At 60.1% G+C, this 20,949-nt stretch carries 15 protein-coding genes and 1 pseudogene; 10 read left to right on the top strand and 6 right to left on the bottom strand.

Features of this window, described 5'->3' with window-relative positions; genetic code table 11:
- Positions 1 to 26 precede the first annotated feature (26 nt).
- Together LJE91_02475 and LJE91_02470 are read right to left on the bottom strand one after the other, a co-directional pair.
- The gene (locus LJE91_02475) at positions 27 to 812 is read right to left on the bottom strand and encodes a DUF1365 domain-containing protein (GenBank protein ID MCG6867616.1); all 786 of its coding nucleotides are present in this window, start codon (positions 810 to 812) and stop codon (positions 27 to 29) included.
- A complete protein-coding gene (locus tag LJE91_02470; protein ID MCG6867615.1) occupies positions 809 to 2,170 on the bottom strand; it encodes an FAD-dependent oxidoreductase in 1,362 nt (453 codons plus the stop codon). The genes LJE91_02475 and LJE91_02470 overlap by 4 nt, the downstream gene beginning before the upstream one ends.
- Positions 2,171 to 2,316: 146 nt before the next feature.
- Here LJE91_02470 and LJE91_02465 point away from each other — a divergent pair, with 146 nt between their 5' ends.
- Positions 2,317 to 2,922: a sigma-70 family RNA polymerase sigma factor gene (locus LJE91_02465; protein MCG6867614.1), complete on the top strand. Its 606-nt coding sequence runs from the start codon at positions 2,317 to 2,319 to the stop codon at positions 2,920 to 2,922.
- Complete coding sequence (locus LJE91_02460) at positions 2,919 to 3,587, top strand: ChrR family anti-sigma-E factor (GenBank protein ID MCG6867613.1); 669 nt, start codon at positions 2,919 to 2,921, stop codon at positions 3,585 to 3,587. The genes LJE91_02465 and LJE91_02460 overlap by 4 nt, the downstream gene beginning before the upstream one ends.
- 189 nt (positions 3,588 to 3,776) lie before the next feature.
- Here the strand turns inward: LJE91_02460 and LJE91_02455 are convergent, their stop codons facing one another.
- Positions 3,777 to 5,099 (bottom strand): DUF2254 domain-containing protein, encoded by a 1,323-nt coding sequence (locus LJE91_02455; GenBank protein ID MCG6867612.1) that lies wholly within the window; start codon positions 5,097 to 5,099, stop codon positions 3,777 to 3,779.
- A 356-nt stretch (positions 5,100 to 5,455) separates the two neighbouring features.
- On the opposite strand from LJE91_02455, the gene nhaA reads away from it, so the two are divergent.
- The 3 genes from nhaA to LJE91_02440 all read left to right on the top strand — a co-directional run bounded on the left by nhaA (position 5,456) and on the right by LJE91_02440 (position 9,711).
- Positions 5,456 to 6,793, top strand: coding sequence for a Na+/H+ antiporter NhaA (gene nhaA / locus LJE91_02450; GenBank protein MCG6867611.1), 1,338 nt, complete (start codon positions 5,456 to 5,458; stop codon positions 6,791 to 6,793).
- Positions 6,794 to 6,855: 62 nt separating this feature from the next.
- On the top strand, positions 6,856 to 9,024 hold the full coding sequence (locus LJE91_02445; GenBank protein ID MCG6867610.1) for a VTT domain-containing protein: 2,169 nt from the start codon (positions 6,856 to 6,858) through the stop codon (positions 9,022 to 9,024).
- 9 nt (positions 9,025 to 9,033) lie between these two features.
- Positions 9,034 to 9,711 (top strand): endonuclease/exonuclease/phosphatase family protein, encoded by a 678-nt coding sequence (locus tag LJE91_02440; GenBank protein MCG6867609.1) that lies wholly within the window; start codon positions 9,034 to 9,036, stop codon positions 9,709 to 9,711.
- 58 nt (positions 9,712 to 9,769) lie between these two features.
- On the opposite strand, the gene LJE91_02435 is transcribed toward LJE91_02440, so the two are convergent.
- Both LJE91_02435 and LJE91_02430 read right to left on the bottom strand, forming a co-directional pair.
- Complete coding sequence (locus LJE91_02435) at positions 9,770 to 10,519, bottom strand: isoprenylcysteine carboxylmethyltransferase family protein (protein ID MCG6867608.1); 750 nt, start codon at positions 10,517 to 10,519, stop codon at positions 9,770 to 9,772.
- A 331-nt stretch (positions 10,520 to 10,850) separates the two neighbouring features.
- On the bottom strand, positions 10,851 to 11,558 hold the full coding sequence (locus LJE91_02430; protein ID MCG6867607.1) for an HAD family hydrolase: 708 nt from the start codon (positions 11,556 to 11,558) through the stop codon (positions 10,851 to 10,853).
- Between the two features lie 554 nt (positions 11,559 to 12,112).
- On the opposite strand from LJE91_02430, the gene LJE91_02425 reads away from it, so the two are divergent.
- Complete coding sequence (locus LJE91_02425) at positions 12,113 to 13,360, top strand: HlyD family efflux transporter periplasmic adaptor subunit (protein ID MCG6867606.1); 1,248 nt, start codon at positions 12,113 to 12,115, stop codon at positions 13,358 to 13,360.
- Positions 13,357 to 16,512, top strand: coding sequence for an efflux RND transporter permease subunit (locus tag LJE91_02420; protein ID MCG6867605.1), 3,156 nt, complete (start codon positions 13,357 to 13,359; stop codon positions 16,510 to 16,512). The genes LJE91_02425 and LJE91_02420 overlap by 4 nt, the downstream gene beginning before the upstream one ends.
- A 128-nt stretch (positions 16,513 to 16,640) precedes the next feature.
- On the opposite strand, the gene LJE91_02415 is transcribed toward LJE91_02420, so the two are convergent.
- Entirely contained in the window at positions 16,641 to 16,874 is a 234-nt protein-coding gene (locus LJE91_02415; GenBank protein MCG6867604.1) for an ATP-binding protein, read from the bottom strand.
- Between the two features lie 332 nt (positions 16,875 to 17,206).
- Between LJE91_02415 and LJE91_02410 the strand changes: the two are divergent.
- The 3 genes and pseudogenes from LJE91_02410 (at position 17,207) to LJE91_02400 (ending at position 20,753) form a co-directional block, all read left to right on the top strand.
- A pseudogene (locus LJE91_02410) lies at positions 17,207 to 18,364 on the top strand (hypothetical protein).
- A gap of 209 nt (positions 18,365 to 18,573) precedes the next feature.
- Positions 18,574 to 19,047 carry a hypothetical protein gene (locus LJE91_02405; protein MCG6867603.1) on the top strand — a complete coding sequence of 158 codons (474 nt, stop codon included), beginning with the start codon at positions 18,574 to 18,576 and terminating at the stop codon, positions 19,045 to 19,047.
- Positions 19,048 to 19,244: 197 nt separating this feature from the next.
- Positions 19,245 to 20,753: an O-antigen ligase family protein gene (locus tag LJE91_02400; protein MCG6867602.1), complete on the top strand. Its 1,509-nt coding sequence runs from the start codon at positions 19,245 to 19,247 to the stop codon at positions 20,751 to 20,753.
- Positions 20,754 to 20,949: the final 196 nt, after the last annotated feature.

The raw sequence follows: 20,949 nt of genomic DNA, 5'->3' as shown, positions 1-20,949 counted from the left end.
GTCGAGAACAACACTGTTTTCTGTCTTCATGGCCGGGAGTTCCTTTCGATGAGGCTTACCCCGTGGGCGGGGCCTGGGGTACGGTCAAAAACGGGGAGTCGCTTGAGCCAAAGCTTCAGGGCCTCCCAGTGAATCGCCGAGATCACCTTTAAGGTGAGCAACGGGATCGAGAGTGCGGCGCGTAACAGGGCCGCGTCCGTGAGTTCGCTGCGTCGTCCAACCACCCAGGCGTCCAGGATCGGTTTGCCCCGGTGCGTCTGGTGGATGAACAGCGCCAGCCGCTCACCGGGCGGCTGCAGGTGGAAACGGTAGCGACAGTCCATGGGCAGGAAGGGAGAGACAAAAAATCGCTTGTCACAGGCCTGTCGAATTGCCGCCCGTTCGTGTTTCTCCTCCACTGGAATGACGTAGCTGTGCCGCTCGCCGTGGGTGTTGTTGACCTCGTAGATCACCGCGCCCAGGGTTCCGTCCACCCGATAGCAGTAGTAGACGCTGAGTGGGTTGAATACGTAACCCAGAACCCTTGGATAGCAAAGCAGTCGCACGGGTCCGGAGGCATCATCGATTCCCGCCTGAGCCAGCCTGCCGCGCACGTAGTCGCGCAGGTCCCCTCCCGTGCCGTCCCCGTAGTCCCGGTCCATCAAGGAGAACAGGGCAAACCGGTTGTGACCGAACAACCTGAGGCGCTTATCGAGCCGATCGGGTTCGTCGAGGTCCACCATCAGGGAAAACACCCGGTATTCGAGCCGGTGCCTGACCGGCCTGTGGCGCTGATGCACGACCTTGCCTGTATAGAGGGCCGAGGCAGTCACGCCGCGACCCTGACGCGCGAGCCGACAGCGCGCTCATGGCAGGTGATACGGGAATGGGGATTCTCCAGATCCCAGGGTCTCTCTAGCCCGCCGAGCTGCTCTGCGACCGCCAGCCCGGCCTGAAGGCCATCCTCGTGAAACCCGTGACCGAAATGTGCGCCGCAGAACCAGGTCCGTCTGTTGCCCTGAATGTTCCACAGCATTCGCTGCGCGCGAACGGCATCCAGGTCGAACCCCGGATGCTCGTACATGAAACTGCGCAGGACGTGACCCTGGCCGGGTGGGGTCAGGGGATTCAGGGTGACAATCAGCGGCTTCGTCGTCTTTAATCCCTGAAGCTGGTTCATCCAGTAGCTCACCGAGACCTGCTGCTCGGAACCGCGCCCGTTGCTGAGAAAATTCCAGCTCGCCCATGCCCGGCGTGACCGCGGCATCAGCGACGTGTCCGTGTGCAGAATGGCCAGGTTTCGCTGATAGCCAAATCTGCCCAGCAGGCGTCTCTCCGCGGAATCCGGATCGGCGAGCATCGACAGCGCCTGGTCCGCATGGGCGGCAATGACGACATGATCGAAACGTCGCGCATTGCCCTGACGATCCTCGACGAATACATGGTCCGGGTACCGGCGCACCGCGGTCACGGCCGTATTCAACAGGATCCTGTCCCTGTAGGGTTCGATCAAACGCCTGACGTACTCGTGGCTGCCACCGACCACCGTACGCCACTCGGGACGATCGTTCAGCTGCAGCAACCCGTGGTTGTCACAGAAGCGCACGAAAGCTGCGAGCGGATAGTCCAGCATTCGATCGGCGGGTGTCGACCAGATCGCCGCCCCCATGGGCAGCAGATGATCGCGCACGAAGGGCTGGCTGTATCCCCTGCGCTCCAGAAACTCACCCAGCGTCATCTCCTCCGATCCCGCATCCGCCAGATCGACAGGAGCCTCCCGGTAGAAGCGCAGGATATCGCGAACCATTCGCCAGAGCCTCGGGCGAAAGAGGTTACGACGCTGGGCGATCAGACCGGAGAGGCTCACGCCGGAATACTCGAACCGGCCGCCATCCAGCGAGGCGCCGAACGACATATCGGTCGTCCGGGTTTCGACGCCAAGGTAGTCGAAAAGCTTTACGAGGTTGGGATAATTGCGCCCGTTGTAGACGATGAAGCCGGTATCGACCGCGACCGGGTGCTGGCCGTCTTCCACGATAACGGTATTCGTATGTCCGCCCGGACGATCGTCTTTTTCATAGACGGTGATTTCGTGTCTCGAGGCCAGCATCCAGGCGGCAGCCATACCCGAGATGCCGCTGCCGACGACGGCGATTCGAAGTCGCCCGTTGCTGTTGACATGGTCATTCATAGCGCTATTGAGTCTGTTTGCATCGAGTTGTCCTGATTACGTGCGGTAACACCGCGCGGATCAATGCATTGGAGATAATTTCTGACTGTGATCCGAATCATCGCTGTCGCCGTAGAGACTGTATCCAACGCAGCTCTGGAGTTAACATGCTGGCGGTGACCACGCTAGAATCCACCCCGCAAGATACTATCGCGCCAGCCGAACTGCTCGCTTCCCAGTCGGTCGAGTGGCTTGTCTGCGTCGCGAATGATCGCGACCGCCACGCCTTCGAGAAGCTCTACGTGCACTTCGCGCCCAAGGTAAAGAGTTATCTGCAGCGCCAGGGCGCAGATCCCGCAACAGCGGATGACCTGGCCCAGGAAACCATGTCGCAGGTGTGGCGAAAGGCCAGACAGTACGAGGCGTCGCGCGCTGCACCAGGAGCATGGATATTCCGCATCGCGAGAAACCTGCGTATCGACCGCCTGCGACGGCAGCGGTTTCACGAGGTAGATCTCACGGAGACCGCTGAAATAGCCGACGACGGCATGGACAGTCACACCAGATCAACGGATCGGATCGACGCATCGCGACTGCCAGCCATGGTGCGGGAACTGCCTGCAGAGCAGCTCGAAGTCATTCAACTGGCCTATTTCGAGGGAATGACCCAGTCGGAGATAGGGAAGCGGCTGAATCTGCCGCTGGGAACGGTAAAGTCACGCATGCGGCTCGCGTTTGGCAAGCTGCGGGCAGCGATCGGAGAGCAGTCATGAGTATTCGTCATCATCCTGATGAGTCCACGTTGATGGCCTATTCTGCCGGCGCGTTGACCGAGGGATTCAACCTGGTTGTTGCGGCTCACCTGAATTCCTGTCCGCAGTGCCGGCAGAAGGTAGCCGAAGCCGAGGCACTCGGCGGCGAACTACTCGGCGAACTGCCGGCTGCGCAGATGTCCGCAGACGGCTTGGACCGGGTCTGGGACCTGATCGATCAGGAACCGGCCGACTCGGATGCTGTCGCGCTCCCTTCGGCGGCACGCGAAGAAAGCAGCGATGACCTGCCCGGTGTACTCAAGGCATACCTGCCACAGGGGCTTTCCGGTGTACACTGGCGTACCGTTGTACCAGGCATACGGCAATACGTGTTCAGGGATATCGACAGTGGATCCGGGACGGTTCGTCTGCTTTCGATTGCGCCCGGCACCTCCATCCCGCGGCATACCCACTGCGGTTCCGAGCTGACGCTGGTGCTCAGGGGTTCCTACGGTGACGAGATCGGGCGCTTTCGATCCGGCGACATGGCGGACCTTGACGACTCGGTCAAACACCAGCCGGTGGCGGATACCGAAGAGGTCTGTATCTGCCTGATCGCGACCGATGACCGTCTGAAATTCTCGGACATGTTCAGCCGGTTGTTACAGCCGCTGGTCGGAATCTGACCACTCGGCCAACACCTGTTCACCTGTCCTCTCTCTACGCCCGGGCACTTTAATCATTGCCCGGGCTTTCTTATCTGTCTTCGATCGACGACGCATTTCATGGTGAATCGCCTTGACGATCTGGCGAGAGGTATTGAAGTTGATTCGTTTGGGGACTGCTGCCCATGACCAGCACATCGACTGGACCTCTCAGGCGCCGAGATGGCAGTTCAGGCGCTGCGCCAGTCCCTGAAGACGGTTATGCCGTTGGCGGATGTCGCGCATATCATACGCCGCGAGTGCGCGATCATCGATCGCTTCTCGGATAAGGTCTCCGTGCTGGCCAAGTATTTGCAGTCGTTCTCGGCGTGTCGTCAATTGTGCAAGACGGCACAGCGCTTCGAGCAAGCTGACAACAACCGAGACCTCAGATTTGGCGTACTGGCGCAGCGGCGCAAATACGGCTTTCACGATGCCGTCGAAATTCGTGATGCGCATGAGCAGCCGCGCCTCGTCTTCATCGTCCATGAATACGCTGCCAGGCAGATCTCGATCGACAATCCAGGAGAGGGCCAGGCTGAACGAGTCGACACAGCTTATTGCAGTGCCCGGATCATTGATCCCCGGTGAAAGGGCACGTGCCGCGAGTTGATTCAGCTGGGTAATCGGATATTCCGGATCCTGCACCGAAGTCCTGACCGGTCCGGTGATCACGCGACGGTTGAGGTTCTCGAAATCCGCTTCAATATCGGCTGACGGGCAACCGAATACCTTGAAAACGCAGACACCTTTGACGAGAAAATCACCGGCCCTGGCTCGCACCTGCATCCGGCAATCATGTTCCACGCACCAATCGACCAATCCCCTGTAATCGATGGCTTGGACGTACCCCTGGCTATCTGAGGCGATAAGCTGTGGCCGGTGTCCGCTGGCGGTATGGCGCCATGCGGCGACGTCGCAGGATCTCCCGCACTGCGCGCTTTCGCTTGCCAGTTCAACGAGCGAGTTCTGTAGTCGCTTGCCGATGCGTTCGACGATCTCGTCGGCTTGCAGATCGGTTGCGGTGCGGTGAATGAAGCGTATGAAACCGACCAGCGCTAACAGGGCGAGTAGTAACGCCATCAATACCGTGACATTTGGTTTGTCAGTCTCGCTGTAACCGGTAAGTACGACCAGCGCATAGACGTAGGTACCGAGAAAAAGGCCAAGACTGACTTTACTGCTATCGTCCTCGAGGAACTGCCGAAGGACCTTGGGTCCGTACTGGCCCGATGTCAGTGTCAGCGCAACCATCGTTACCGAGAACGAAACACCGCCAACGCTGATAACGGAGCCGGCAATAACACTCAGTACCTGGCGTGCCGATTCGACCGGCATGGCCGACGTCAGCAGGTTCGTAGACAGGAAGGCGATGTGGCGCTCCAGCCAGAGCATCTGCAGGCCAAACGCAAAACCTGCAATACAGAAAGTGACAGGGATGAACCAGATGCTGGTGTCCAGTCGATTGCGCAGGTAGTCGAAATATTTATCCATGCGCCTATATTAGGCGATTGCCGGAGAATGGCATACCAGATTGCGCCGGATTTTCGTTCGTCATCAAGGCGCGACAACAGACGCATAGTCGAACTATGCAACGGTTGTCGCAACACAGAGGACGGACGAAAAGACAAGCAGGATGGTATGTCATTTGACAGAAATCGCCTTAGTGCAACTCGCATATTGCTGCCTGTCGCACCGCAGCGAATGGACTTACGCAGACCGGTTCGCCTTGTCGTGTGAGCGCTTGTCCGCGGGCGCTGAGTGTTTCGCATTATCCCCGATCACACGTGGTTGTTAGATGATTACGGTAATGTCAGACTTACGGCCAATACGCGCTGCACAGAGAACAAGTGAAACTGGAACTGGAAAAACAGGTGGACAAGCTGCGTGGGCCGTTTGCGTCCTTCGTTAAGGCGCAGACGACGGCGAGTACCTTTCTACTGCTTGCGCTGGTCGCTGCCCTGTTGATTGCCAACTCTCCCTATGCGTATGAAATGACAGCACTCCAGCACCTGTCTTTTCGCCTGGGTATCGGAGAACGGAGCTTCGAATGGTCGTTTTTACACCTGGTCAATGACGGACTGATCGCATTGTTTTTCTTCCTGATTGGTCTGGAGATTAAGCGAGAGCTTGTTGCCGGAGAGTTGCGGGATCTGGCGCGTGTCGGTCTGCTGCTGAGTGCCGCAATGGGTGGCATGGTCGTTCCGGCCGTGCTCTATCTGGCGATCAATGCAAATTTTGACGGCGGCATAGTAGATGGTTGGGGTATCCCGATGGCGACCGATACGGCCATCGCAATCGGTGTACTCGCGTCTCTGGGCACGCGGATATCCAGGAGCGTCGTGGCCTTTCTCGTCGGGGTCGCCATTCTCGACGATATCGGCGCGATTCTGGTGATTGCATTCGTCTATACAGAACAACTGTCCTGGAGCGCGATATCAATGGCAGGCCTGTTGATGCTGTGGCTTCTAATACTCAATCGGGCTGGATTTCGACATCCGTTTGTGTATGCTGTCGTCGGCGTGGGATTGTGGGTGGCGATCGTACAATCAGGCATTCATGCCAGCATCGCCGGCGTGGTCGTTGCTGCCACTGTCCCTGCGCGACCACGGATCGAACCGGCCACGCTGAAAGACGAGGTCAAGTCGGCGGTTTCAGACCTGGACCCGGCTGCCGACCACAAGGAAGTTCTGGCCGATCAGGAGTTTCACCAGCAGATCGTTGAGGTCGAAAAGCTCGCGCAAGAGGCGACCACGCCACTGCGACGGTGGGAGGAGAGTCTGGAACTCCCGGTCGTGTTGCTGGTGTTGCCCCTGTTCGCGTTTCTGAACGCCGGTGTATTGATCGACGCTTCCGCACTGAGCAGGCTGCTCGTCGAACCTGTTGCACTTGGCATCATTATCGGACTGCTATTTGGCAAGCCGATCGGCATCTTCGCCGGAGTCTGGCTGGGAATAAGGCTCGGTTTCGCGAAACGGCCTGATGAAATCAGTCAACGCAGTCTGCTCGGCGTGGGTCTTTTGTCCGGAGTCGGATTCACCATGTCAACCTTCATCGCTCACCTTGCGCTCGATTCGGGCAGTGCCATACTTGAATCGGCAAAATTGTCGATCGTCGTCGTCTCAGCGATCGCCGCTATCATCGGATATATCACGCTGCGCTTTTGGACGGATGAGCCCAGCAACTGACGCTCGATACCTGACAAGCTGCTACAAAGCCTACCTATGTTGACTGCTTCTGGTTTCGATATATGGATCAAGAATATGCCGAAGCCGAGCGGAAAAACCCTGCAATGAATACCGATTCGTTGGCTGACAGGCCGATCCTTGAAACAGGAAGAAACTGCTGGAAAGTCGAACACGCATCACGTCTCGCCATCCTGGTGGATGCCGCGGATTACTTTTCTGCATTCGCCGAGGCCTGCCGGGCCGCTGAGCGGCAGATTCTGATACTTGGGTGGGATTTCGATCGACACGAGCGGTTACAGCGTGTTGAGCCGAGTGATGAGTTTCCCGATGAGCTGGGCGCATTCCTCGTCGCATTGGTCAGGCGCAATCCGGAGCTGAACGTTTACCTTCTGTCCTGGGACTTCAACATGATCTATGCCGCGGAGCGCGAATTGCTGCCCGCGCTCAAGCTACGTTTACACGCGCCGCCTCGATTTCATTTCCGCCTCGATGGTCTGCACCCGAAGGGCGCATCACATCATCAGAAGGTAGTTGTCGTCGATGATCGGGTCGCGTTTGCCGGCGGCATCGATCTGTCCCGTTGGCGCTGGGATACACCGGAGCACAAGCCCGATGATCCACGCCGCATCGATCCCGATGGCAAGCCTTATCCGCCCTTTCACGACATGATGATGGTGGTCGAAGGAGACGCTGCTGCCCGCCTTGGGCAACTGGCACGAGAACGCTGGCGGCGTTCGCGCGGCTGGAAGATCAAGCCACCGGTCGACGTAGCGCGCTCACCATGGCCGGAGAGCGTCTCAAGCGGTCTGGATGCTGTTCGAGTTGCCATTGCCAGAACCGAACCTGCATACCGCGGACGCAAAGCGGTCGAGGAAGTGAGCATGCTTTATCTCGATGCCATAGCGGCGGCGCGAAAGACTATTTACATCGAGAATCAATACTTTACTGCCCAGACCCTGGCTGACGCCCTCATCGTGCGTCTGGCCGAAGAAGACGGTCCGCAGGTTATTCTGGTACTGCCGGAAAAAACGGGAGGCTGGCTTGAGCAGGTCACGATGGACGTGGTGCGAGGCCGTATCGTAAGTCGTCTACACGAAGCTGATCGGCATGATCGCCTGAGGATCTATTTCCCCTACCAACCTGGATTCGGTGACAACTGTATTAGCGTGCACGCAAAGTTGTTGGTAATCGATGACCGTCTGTTGCGCATCGGTTCGTCGAATACCAGTAATCGCTCCATGGGGCTGGATACCGAGTGTGACCTGGCAATTGAATCGAACAAGCCGGATGACGAGGTTGCCCGGTATATCGGGCACATACGTGCGACTCTGCTGGCCGAGCATCTGGGTTGTGATGCGCAGGATGTCATTCAGGCCATGCAAGCGCAGTCCGGACTGATACAGGCGGTCGAAAGCCTGCAAAGCGATCAGCGCAGCTTGCGGCCTCTGAATTGTGAGGTGGCGGCGGAGGTCGATGAGCTGGTACCGGATACCAGTCTTGTTGATCCGTCTGAACCATTCAGTCCGGACTATTTCGTCGAGGAATATGTACCAAAATCCCGCAGGCAGAAGGGGCGACGACGCCTGATTTTGTTCGTTGGTGGCGTTGGGATTTTATTGTTGCTGGCTGCTGCCTGGCGCTGGAGTCCTATGCATGAGTACTTGTCTCCAGAGCGGATCGGGCAGTACCTTGCGTCGATATCCTCGATTGAGGGCCGTGCTGTCGTTGCCATCGGCGGTTTCATTATCGCCAGCTTGTTGATGGTGCCGGTTACGCTGCTGGCAGTTATCGGGGGCCTGGTATTCGGCGGGTGGCAAGCTTTTTTATATGTCATGACAGGTGCCATGGCGGCTTCGGCTATTGGCTTCTTCGTCGGTCGGTTTCTCGGCAAAGGTGCGATCGAGCGCCTGAGCGGTTCACCGATTGAAAAGCTGAGCAAGCGTCTTGCAAAGCGCGGCACGGTGGCAGTTGCTGTCCTGCGCTTGGTCCCGGTGGCGCCCTTTGCCGTGTTCAATCTGGTCGCCGGGAGTTCTCATCTCGGTGCTCGACAGTTCCTCGTAGGCAGCCTGCTGGGTTTGACGCCTGGCCTTGGTACGATCACATTGTTTTCCAGCTCACTCTGGGAGGCGCTTACGGAACCATCGTGGATGAGCATTGCCATTGCGATTGGTGTGGGGGCAGTGCTTGTCGGCGCCGCCTGGCTGGCAAAGCGCTGGCTGCGCACGAGTTGAGCCTGTGTGATGCCGAGAGTAGCGACCTACAACACCCATGACTGCATAGGAATAGATGGCAAGTACTCACCAGAACGCATAGCCGATGTGATTATGGAGATGCGGGCTGACGTTGTTGCGCTGCAGGAAATCACCCTTGATCATGCGGGTGATCTCGCCGATCGTCTGAAAAAAACGACCGGGATGCTCACTGTAGACGGCACGATTTTCGGTCGTGGTTTGGGCCGTTATGGAAATGTTCTGCTGTCACGATACGCTATCCGTGAGCAGAGACTGCATGATCTGTCTTTCACTGGTTGTGAACCGCGAGGGGTGATCGATGCGATGCTTATGATCGACAGTTGTCCCCTTAGGGTGCTTGCCACTCATTTGGGTTTGACCACTCCAGAACGGAACGATCAACTCCGGAGACTCGCCGATCTGCTCGCCGATGACCTGCATCCTACGGTATTGCTGGGCGATTTCAATGTCTGGTGGAGCTCGCGTCCTTTTGTGAAACTTCGCAATCTTGGTTTCATACACACCAGGATACGCACTTTCCCAACCTGGCTTTTTCCAATGTTTCCGCTGGACCGGATTTTCGTTCGTACCCCAGCGGCGATTCTGTCCTGCTCGCGACATCATTCGTTCAACTCATGGATTGCATCGGATCATTTCCCGGTTGTTGTCGACATGGAAATTGCGTAGTGAACGATCTGTTGTCTGGGCCCGATATCCTGCTGGATAAAGCTTACCCGATTTGCATTTACAGAATTTTCGGCCACAAAAACCCTGTCTGCCTCTTGTACGCGGCATATTCCGGCAACGCCCCCTGGAGTTTACCCTCCTCTATTTTTGCGCGCGTAACCTGAATACCAAGTCCCAAGAGCATCAGCCAAAGTGCCACCGGAGTGCCTGCCAGCAGCGCAATTCCGGTCATGTGAATCAACTCAGACATGTAGAGTGGATGACGGATTCTGCTATACAGACCCGAGGTCACCAATTCCCTCACCTCTGCCATGAGGCTGAAGGAATGTCTTAGAGACCAAAGTGCGACAATGCTCAATGTCGCACCGATCAGTCCCAATGTCACACCGGAAATGAACAACGTTTCTGCGTACGCCGGATCGAAACGCGGTGCAGATTCGCGTACGGATGGTATTGACCAAAGCGTGAACATTACGACAGGAAACAGAATTGTGGCTAGTGGGAATGCGGTCTCCCAGAACCCCTTCGCTTTTTCCCTCGCCTGCTTGCGTATCAGGTAACTCATGAAAACCAGGGCGTCGAACAGAATCGCTACTATGTTGTATACGGTATAGCTGAGTATCTTTGTCAACCAATGCCGGACTTCCTCGTCAGAATACTGATTCAATATATGAATCGCCTGTAGTATTTTCCTGTAATTCGCCTCGATGAAGAGCGCGTCCACGAGAAAATAAATCTTTATCGTAATTACCGTGCCGAAAAAGAGCAGCGGAACAATCTCTCTCCTGATTTGTTCGTGAAAATGCACGGCAGTCTCCTCCTATGCGAATCGCATGCAAAGTTGATGTTTTACCAGCGGGATCAATGGGGTCAGACTCGATTGATAGATAGTGCTTTTCAGGCTTGGTGGGATAGGCATTGCAGGACAATGTTCGACCTGTTCAATCGAGTCTGACCCCATTGATCCCGTGTGTAACATTGAACCCGCTGATGGGGTCGTGTGCGCACGGTACTCCTGTCTACCTCGACACGCACCCTTTTCGAGATAATTGAGGGTCCGGATCGGCATCACCATCGCTGACCGGCCCTTGCGCATTGCTGAACGCGATCAGCGGCGCAGCAGGTATCGAAGCATCCGCTCACAGGCCGCTGCGCTTTCCTGTGAGCCAGGTCCGTAGCTGGATCAGGTCGGTGATCTCGACCACGGGTGGTTGCAGTTCCACTGGCCACGGCCTTGCGGCCCGATTGACCCAGATCGCGGTCAGTCCGATCCGCCTCGCGGCCTCGACATCCGTCCAGGGATCGTCACCGACGTGTAGAGTCGCTGCCGGTGCCGCATCCGCCAGCGCCATCGCCATCTCGAAAAGGGCCGGTTCCGGCTTAGCCGCTCCGACGTCTGCCGCGGTGAGGGAGTAGTGGAAAATCCCCCTCAGCGGCGTCTGTTCCGGGTCGGAATTGCCGTTTGTCACGGACACCAGGCAGTGCCATTGTCGCAGTGGCCTCAGGCCGGGAACGGCGTCGACGAACGGTTCGATGCGGTTGCGGTGAGCCATGAATACCGCCATGGCCTCGTCGGCGAGTGATTCGGCGTAACCGAATTCAGCCAGCAGTTCCCCCAGGGACGCACGCCTGACCGACGACACATCGTGCGCAATCTCCGGTTGCCGCCGCATCAGCTCACGGCGATGCGCCCGCATCGTCAGGACGTCATGGGACTCGATCACTCTCGGTGCGTTCCTGGACAGCCACGCATGCAGGGCCTGCTCTGCGGCCTCGATGACCGGCTTGCACGGCCAGACGGTCTCGTCGAGATCGATGGAAATGAGTCGAAAATTAGAAGGATTCATGTCAGTGAGCTATTTCGGCGCACAGCGCCACTTTTCACCTTTCCGTCCGACCGGTTCACAGCGATGTAGCAACCTCCGATACGCCGGCATGCGAACTTCCCTATCGGTTGCAGGATCCCGCTAACGATGTGCAGCACGCTGAAGCCGCTCAGAAACGCTGCGTCTCCTTTCACCCATGCCCGAAGCGGGAGACATGTTCTCCTATGACACCAAAGAAACAGAAGCAGCGTTGGGGTTCTCGCGGGATAACGTACCACTTGAGATGCTATCCTGCAGATACCGATTAGCGCTATATCAGATCGCAAGGCCAACCGGCACATTGTAGGTTATTCGGAAATCATGAAACTACTAGTTGGGCATCTCGCGGTTTTGGGATCAATGGGGTCAGACTCGATTGAACAGATCAAACATTGTCCTGCAATGCCTAACTCGCCAAGCCTGAAAAGCACGGCATCTATCAATCGAGTCTGACCCCATTGACCTTGAAACATACCCTGAACGAACCCGGTAACATAGAGTCAAACTCGAGGTTTTCCGTTGATTGTCGTCCAAGTATGAGTTTCCAGCTTCCCCTCACCCGCAGGACCCTCCTGCCCGCCATCATCCTGTTCATCGCCCTGGCTGTTTTCACGACCCTGAGGGTCACGCGTCCGGTGCAGGCACCGGTCGAGGCGCGGGAGCGTGTCTGGCGGGTAGAGGTGACCGAGGCGCGCCCTGCGTCGCTGGCTCCAGCGCTCACACTCTACGGCAGGGTCGAGACCCCGTCGTTGCTGAAGGCAGCCGCACCGGCCGAGGCGATCGTCGCCGAGGTCCTGGTCAGGGAGGGGGACCGCGTCGCGCAGGGCGACGACCTGATCGTCCTCGACGAGCGGGATTTCCTGCCGCGACTGGATCAGGCGAAAGCCGAGGTGAGTCTGCTCGAGGCCGAGATCGCCAGCGAGCGCGAGCGGTTCGAGTCGGACCAGCGCGCCCTTGCCCACGAGAAGGAGATCCTGGCGCTGGGCCGCACCAGCGTGGACCGCGCGCGCAGCCTCAAGGACCAGAAGCTCGGCTCGGCATCGAACGTCGACATCGCACGCCAGGAAGCCGCGCGGTACGCCCTGGCGGTATCGGAACGGGAATACCGCATCCGCAACCACGAAGCCATGGTACGGCAACTGGAGGCCCGCCTGTTCAAGGCGCAGGCCGTATTGTCCGACGCCGAACTCGATTACGAGCGAAGCCGTATCAAGGCTCCGTTCGCGGGTGTGGTGTCGAGCGTTGGCGTCGCCCCGGGCGACCGCGTCCAGCCCGCCCAGGTGATGCTGGAACTGTACGATCCACGCTCGCTCGAGGTCAGGGCACGCGTCCCGACACCCTACCGGGAGGAACTGCGCCGAGTTCTGTATGAAGGGCAACCGGTGACCGGGACCGTCGAGCGCGGCGGCGCTGCCGTGCGCCTCCGGCTTGACCGGATCAGCGGCAAGGCCGACCCGCGCGGAGTCGACGCGCTGTTCCGCATCGAAGAGGGCGCCGAACGGCTTCGGCTCGGCGAGATGGCGCAGTTCCGGCTGGCGCGCGCGCCGCGGGAGAACGCCATCGCCCTGCCCTGGGAGGCCCTTTACGGTAGCAACCGCATCTACCGCCTCGATACCGACGACCGCATGGAGGCCATCGAGGTCGAGATGCTCGGCAGTTTCTTCGATGAGGCGGGCGATGAGGAACTGCTGGTCTATGGGGACGCCCTGAACAAGGGCGACCGTATCGTCGTGACCCATCTGCCGAACGCCGTCACGGGTCTGCGCACCGAGGTGATCGAGTGACCGAGGGCCGGCGCGACCTGCTCGGCCGTTTCGCCCACCACCGGGTGGCGGCAAATCTCCTGATGTTCGTCATGCTGCTCACCGGGGGCTGGGCGCTGGAGCAGATGAACGTCCAGTTCTTTCCCAATTTCGAGCTGGACTTCGTGACCGTGCGCGTGGTGTGGACGGGCGCCAGCGCGGAGGACATCGAGGACGGGATCACCGTTCCGCTGGAACAGCGCCTGAAGAACGTCGACAACCTCCACCGCCTCACCTCCACCTCGTCGCTTGGCGTGTCCGCCATCACCCTGGAGTTCAAGGACGGGACGGACCCGCTGATGGCGGTGGAACAGGTCCGCCGACTGGTCGACGAATTCCGTAACCTGCCGCAGGAAGCCGAGCGGCCGGTGGTCACCCAGATCGTGCGGTACGAACCGGTTGCGCACCTGCTGGTGACCGGGGCCGGGGCCGAAGAACTCCGCGAGCAGGTGCGGCGTTTCGAGACCGAGCTGCTCGCCCGGGGCATCGACAAGGTGGACATTCGCGGCCTGGCCGAACAGGAGATCGCAATCGAGATCGACAGCGCGACGCTGGACGATCTGCGGCTCAGCCTGGACGAGGTCGGAACGCGGGTCGCCGCGCTCAGCCGGGACCTGCCCGCCGGTATCTTCGGCGAGGCGGACGGCTCGCGTGAGCTGCGCAGCCTCGATCAGCGGCGCGACGCACCCGGTTACGCCGCACTGAGCGTGTTGAGCGACGACTTCAGCCGTATCGACCTCGGCGCCGTGGCACGGATCCAGCGCCAGGACCGGGATGGTCAGGTGACGCTGAGTGTGGCCGGCAAACCGGCGGTGGTGCTGTCGCTGCAGCGCGCGGAGAACGGCGACTCGCTCAAATCGGCGCGCATCCTGAACGAGTGGCTGGCGGAGACCCGCCCGCAGCTGCCACCCTCGATCTCACTGACGGTCTACGACGAGTCCTGGCAACTGATCCGGGACCGGATCATGCTCCTGCTCAAGAACGGGGGCGGCGGCCTCGCCCTGGTGATCGCCACGCTGTATCTGTTCCTGAGCGGGCGCGTCGCCTTCTGGGTGGCAGTGGGCATCCCGGTCTCCTTCATGGCCACGTTGTTCGTCCTCTACCTGGCCGGCGGGAGTGTCAACATGATCAGCCTGTTCGCGCTGATCATGGCGCTCGGCATCATCGTCGACGACGCGATCGTCGTCGGCGAGGATGCCCTGGCCCACTACCAGATGGGCGAGCCCCCCCTGCTCGCCGCCGAGGGCGGCGCCCGGCGGATGCTCGCGCCGGTCATCGCCTCGTCGCTCACCACGATCGCGGCCTTCCTGCCGCTGATGCTCATCGGCGGCATCATCGGCAAACTGCTCTTCACGATCCCCCTGGTGATCGTCAGCGTCATCATCGCCTCCCTGATCGAGAGCTTTCTGGTCCTGCCGGGGCATCTGCGAGGCGCCTTCGTGCACATGCACGTGGCCTCGCCGCGTTCGGTCCGCGCACGACTGGACGCGCGCTTCGAAAACTTCCGCGAACGGGTGTTCCGTCCGCTGGTCACCCGAGCGGTACGATACCGCGCAACAACGATCAGCGCGGCCCTGGCCCTGCTGGTCGTCGGGGTGGGGCTGCTCGCCGGCGGGAGGCTGAACTTCACCTTCTTCCCGACCCCCGAGGCACAGATCATCCACGCCAACGCCACCTTCGTGGCCGGCACTTCGCGGGCAACGGTGAGCGCGTTTCTCACCCACCTCGAATCGACCCTGCGGGAAACCGAGTCCGACCTCGGCGAAGGCCGCCTGATCAACGTCGCCATCGCGCACCTCGGCGAGACGCTGGTGCGCACCGGGCAGGGCTCAACCGCTGACCAGCTCGGCGCCATGGAGATCGAATTGATCGCACCCGACGAGCGTACGGTACGTAACGAGGCGTTCATCAAGGCGTGGCGCGAACGGATCACGATGCCGCCCGGAATGGAGAGCTTCGTCGTCACCTCACGGCGCGCCGGTCCGCCGGGGCGCGACCTCACCGTGCGCCTGACCGGTGAAGACGCGGCGGACCTCAAAGCGGCGGCGCTCGAACTGGGGGTCGCGCTGGAAGGCACCAACGGGGTCAGCGAGATCGAGGAGGACATGCCCTTCGGCCGCGAGCAACTCATCTATTCGCTCAGCCCGCAGGGTGAGGCACTGGGACTCACCGTCACCGAACTCGGCCGGCAGTTGCGCACCGCCTTCGACGGCCGGCTGGTGCAGATCTTCCAGGACGGACCGGACGAGATCGAGGTGCGCGTAAAGCTGCCACGAACCGAACGCGAGCACCTGAGCAGCCTGCAGCAGATCAACATCCGCACCCCGGACGGGGATTTCGTCCCCCTGCCGACGGTGGCACGCTGGCATGCGGAACGCGGATTCGAGGCGCTGCGCCACGCCGACGGGCAACTGGCCGTTCAGGTCACGGCCGATGTCGACCGCAACGTCACCAACGCCGACAATCTGGTCGCCACACTGGAGGAATCGGTGCTGCCGGATCTGGCGGGGCGTTTCCACGTCGCCTGGACCTTCGAGGGTCGTTCCGCGGACCAGCGTGAAACGCTCGCCGACATGAAGAAAGGAATGATGCTGGGACTGGTGCTGATCTACCTGGTGCTTGCCGCGGTCTTCGCCTCATACAGCCGCCCGCTGGTGGTGATGAGTGCAATCCCCTTCGGTCTGGTCGGTGCCCTGTTCGGCCACTGGATATTGGGGCTGGACCTGACGATCCTGTCGCTGTTCGGCCTGTTCGGCCTTTCGGGGATCGTCGTCAACGACTCGATCATCCTGGTCACATTCTACAACGGGCTCCGCGAACAGGGGATGGAGATCGACGCCGCGCTGGCCGAGGCCGCCTGCCAGCGTCTGCGCGCCGTCCTGCTGACCTCGCTGACGACCATCGCCGGCCTCTCGCCCCTGCTCTTCGAGACATCGCTGCAGGCACAGTTCCTCATCCCGATGGCGACCTCCATCGCCTTCGGTCTGGCCGGATCGACCTTTCTGGTCCTGCTGGTGGTGCCCGCGCTGCTGGCTGTTTCGGAGCGCGCAAGGGGAAGAATATCCCCGGGGTTCAACGCGCTCAGCGCCCGCCCCTCGGCGAGTGAATCCGGCGCGGGAACCGGAGAGAACTGACCGGATGGCCGCCGCCTCGGGGACTCTCCGGGGAATGGGTTCCGGCCACCGACAATGGCAACCGTCCGCGTCGGGTTACGCTGCGCTAACCCGACCTACAAAGAATGAGGTGGCCTTCGGAAATGTGGCTACAGCCCCACGATCTCCGCGTGGGCACCCTGATCCCTGACGCGTTGCAGAATCTTTTTCGACGAATTTTCATCGGGGTCATACTCGACGATCGTCAGATGCGGTGTCTTCTCGGGATTGTGGACACTGACCACACCGTCAAGCGCCCTCAGGCTCTCCTTGATGGTCTCGCGTTGCTCGGCGTTGAGATCCTCATCGATGTGCAGGGTGACGTCTACCAGTTTGATATTCATGTAAGACCTCCGTATTCAAACGACCGGAAATCCGTGCCGGTACCGCTACTACGGCACGCGAAAAATTTCTACATCCCAGTTTCATGGTAGCCGCGCAGGTTGCCGGCACATATTGATCCAGATCAGGAAAGCGCGGAAAAAACCTGTGAAATTTTCCCGTAGACCGGATTACGAGCGCCACCGAACGTCGTTGTTCTGTCGGAACCCAGCCGCGCCGTAGTCCGCCCCCCCTCCCCGGTGGCAGCGCTGCCGGGTTACGCCGCGTAATCCCGTACCTGCCTGGATCTCGAATTACGTTAAAATTCAGGGTTTGTTTCAGCCGAGGCCATGCCATGGAAATCGGACCCCGCGAGATCGTCACGCCCTTTCGCCCCATCCCCCTGGACGTGCCCGAAGGCATGGCGCCCAACGAGTTTTTCAACAGCACGGAGAACCTCAACGACCTGGTCCACAACAACGGCCTGCTGGTCAATCCCGAAAACCTGCTCCTTTATCGAAAGGCCCTGGGTCACAGCAACACCTTCGACGCCTCGATCATCTACAACACGTCGAAGACCATCCTGGATCCGCTGGGCAGGCCGGTGCGCCGTACCCAGGTCCCGGACGGAGTCAAACATGTATGGAACCGGATGAACCAGATCCTGATCGAGTACATGATCGAGCGGTATCCGGACCCGGAAACCGCGCTGGTGCTGGCCGGCGAGGCCAGCCTGGACGCGACCTGGCCGCTTACCTCACCGGGCGTGCCGAGCATTCGCATGCTGCACAATCACTTCATGGTGTTCCCGATGGCGGACCTCCGTGCCGCCGCACCCGCCGATCCGGTAAACCCCAACCTCACCGACGGTGGTCAACACAGCCTGTTCCAGGCCTACATGCACGAGGTCTACCGGGAATTCTTCGACCGGGCACTGGACCTAAAGATCCTGGCTCCCGCCGTCTCGACCGCTTCCCGGCTCGATCTGACCGGCTATCCCCAGGGCCTGCCGAGCTGGGAGATCCAGGGGGGTATCGAGACACTGCGCGACATCCGCTTCTGGAAGGAGTACGACGCGATCCTCCAGGGATTCATCGACTTCTACCGCACCTTCTTCGCCCAGGTCTCGAGCCGCAACGCACCGATGCCGGACGGCATCTACTTCCCGGAAGACGTGGAAAACGTCCTGCTGTTCGACAACGGCTTCCTGATGACGGCGAAAAAGGTACGCGACCGCTGCATCGGCGACGCGAGATACGCCAACTCCATTCGCTGGAAACCGGCGTTCAAGCAACTGATCTACCGCAACGAAGCCGGCAGCCTGGTGGTTACCATTAGCCAGAACTCCATCGGCAACGCCATTACCGAACTGCTCGGCGTCGTGGTCCGGCGCGTACCCGATCGGGATGGCTACGAACGCGCGGAACCCAGGCTGGTCGAGCAACTCCTGGAGGTCAGGGAAAGGCTGGTCGCCGCGGACCTCGGTGACGGCATCGAAACCCCGTGGTGGCCCGGATCAATGGGGTCAGACTCGATTGAACAGGTCGAACATTGTCCTACATGCCTATCCCACCAAGCCTGAAAAGCACAGCATCTATCAATCGAGTCTGACCCCATTGATCGCACTTGTATTTCTCCCCCTCGCCGCTATAGAATGATAGTCAACAATGTCGATACGATTTCCGAATCGGAAATCTTCGCGGAAACCACCGGGGGAGAATCATGAACAGGCGCACTGCGGGCAAGTTCCCGCTTCAGGTTCTGATCCTGCTGGCCATGACGCTGCCCGGTGCAGGTTCCGCAGCACAAGAGAGTTCGGCATATATACAGTCCCTCTCGGGTGTCTGCACATACAACCTGGGTGAGACGGTCGAGACCCTGACGCTGGGGACGCCGCTTGCGCAGGGTGACCTGGTGACCTGCACCGAAGGCGGAAGCGCGACTGTCGTCTACAACAATGGCTGCACCGTAGAGATGCCCGCTGAATCACAACTGCCGATCGGCTCGGGCGACCAACCCTGTGAGGTCCTTGCAGCCGCTCTGCTGGCTCCAGGCGCGGCCGGCGCCAGCGTGCTGGCGGGCAACACGGGTTTGATCGTCCTCGGCTCACTCGGCGCCGCAGCAGCCGTTGGCGGAATCGCCTACGCGGTATCGCAATCCGGCGGAGACGACACCGTCCCCATGAGCGCCGAATAGAAAACCGCCTGGCCTCAGTGGAGGGTGTCGAAAAAAGCAAGTCCCCTCGCCCCGGCGGGGAGAGCGAAGCGAGGACCTGATCAGGGTGAGGGGTAAAACACTGGAATTCCTCATCTGACATCGCTAGAACCACCTGTCTCCCGGAAACGTCAAGCCACCCGCAAATCCAACAAGCCCGAACGGAAAAACCCCCTCGGATGGAACCCTCGGCGGAAGCCTCACCGCGACAAGACACCCTGTTCAGGCTGACCGCGCTGCTGCTCATCGTGGCACCGCTTTTTCGCGCCGGCAACCGCCCACTCCCGTTGATGCTGCTGGAGTTCTTTGCGCTGGCCGTCATCCTTCTCGCCTTCTGGAGTCCGACGCACGAACGCAGGTTATCGCCCGGCATCCGCTGGTCCCTGCTGGTGCTGTTTCTGTTTCCCCTGCTTTACCTGATCCCGCTACCCGAATTCCTGTGGCAGGCGCTGCCCGGAAGAGGCATCTATACGGACCTTCTAGCCGGCGCCGGTGGCGGCGACGGCGCGGGCTGGCGCCCGGCAAGTCTGGTCCCCATGAATACGGAAACCGCGTGGCTCGCACTGCTGCCCCCAATCGCCGTGTTCCTCGCGACGATGCGGTTCGACACCACGGCGCTCAAGTCCCTGGTACATCTGCTGTTCGCCGTTGCCGCGTTTCAGGCAGCCCTGGGGCTCATTCAGTTCGGCGCCGGACCGGACAGTGTGTTCTACCTCGGCAACCCCATGGGGGGCAACGCGACCGGCACCTACCCGAACCGCAACCATCTCGCGGGTTTGCTGGAAATGGTTTTCCCGATCAGTCTGGCACTCACCGTGGCAAGCGTGGGTCTGGGCGGCTCGCGAAACGCGCGTCGCGGCCGCTGGCGTCAGCGCCTGGATTTCTTTTCGACCGGCCGGGGACACCGGGCATTCGCCTACGGCGCGCTGACCCTGCTTTTTCTGCTGACGATCGTCTTTACGCGCTCACGCAGCGGCATCGTGCTGTCGATGCTGGGGATCTTCATCTCCATCTTTGCGTTTTCACGCCGACTGGGTGGAGACAATATTTACGGGACGGCGGGGACGGTCGTCGCCGCCAGCATCGGGCTCGCGGCGATTATCGGTCTGGCACCGGTCCTCGACCGCTTCTCCGCGATCGACACGGTCGAGAATGCCCGCATCCGGATCTTCGCGAGCAGCATCGACGGAATCGGCGAGTTCTTCCCCGTCGGCAGCGGCCCGGGCAACTACCCCGAGACCTACCCGCGCTTCGAGCCCCCCGCACTGGCTGGTGGCAAACTCGTCAACCACGCCCACAACGACTACCTGGAATGGCTGTTCGAGGGCGGATTGCTGGCCGGGGCCATTATCGCCGTTTTCATCGTGATCTACCTGCGCCAGTGGTCACAGGTCTGGACGCGAGGCGCGTGGGGCACATTCCGGTTCATCCAGGTCGGCGCAGGCATCGGTATCCTGCTGATGCTCCTGCACGGCCTCACCGACTTCAACCAGCGCATCCCCGCCAACATGATCTATCTCGCCTTCCTCTCGGCGCTATTCCTCAGCCCCGAGAAGGACAAGGGCCGGATCAAACAAAAGAAGCACCACCATCACCACACACACCACGCCCAAAGTCCCACCCCGCAAGAGTCCCCGGCCACACCCCCGCCGGCAGACGCAAACATCCGTAATCCATTTATGGATTGAGGCGTGTTGACACCCTCTCACCGGGAGACGGTAGTGGTGAAGGAAGCGCCGCAACTCGAGTGAGCGCAGCGTAACCCGATTACTCCGAAAATGCCCTCTCCATCCGCACGCGCCGACCCTTCCTCCGAATCACCTTCGCCACCCGCCAGGCCCGCATCAAGGTGAGGAAATATAGTGCGAACAGACCCATGAAGCC

This window comes from Gammaproteobacteria bacterium (assembly GCA_022340215.1).
Classification (GTDB): Bacteria; Pseudomonadota; Gammaproteobacteria; order JAJDOJ01; family JAJDOJ01; genus JAJDOJ01.
The sequence above is the reverse complement of the archived record's forward strand: the minus strand, read 5'-3'. Positions and strand labels throughout refer to the sequence as shown.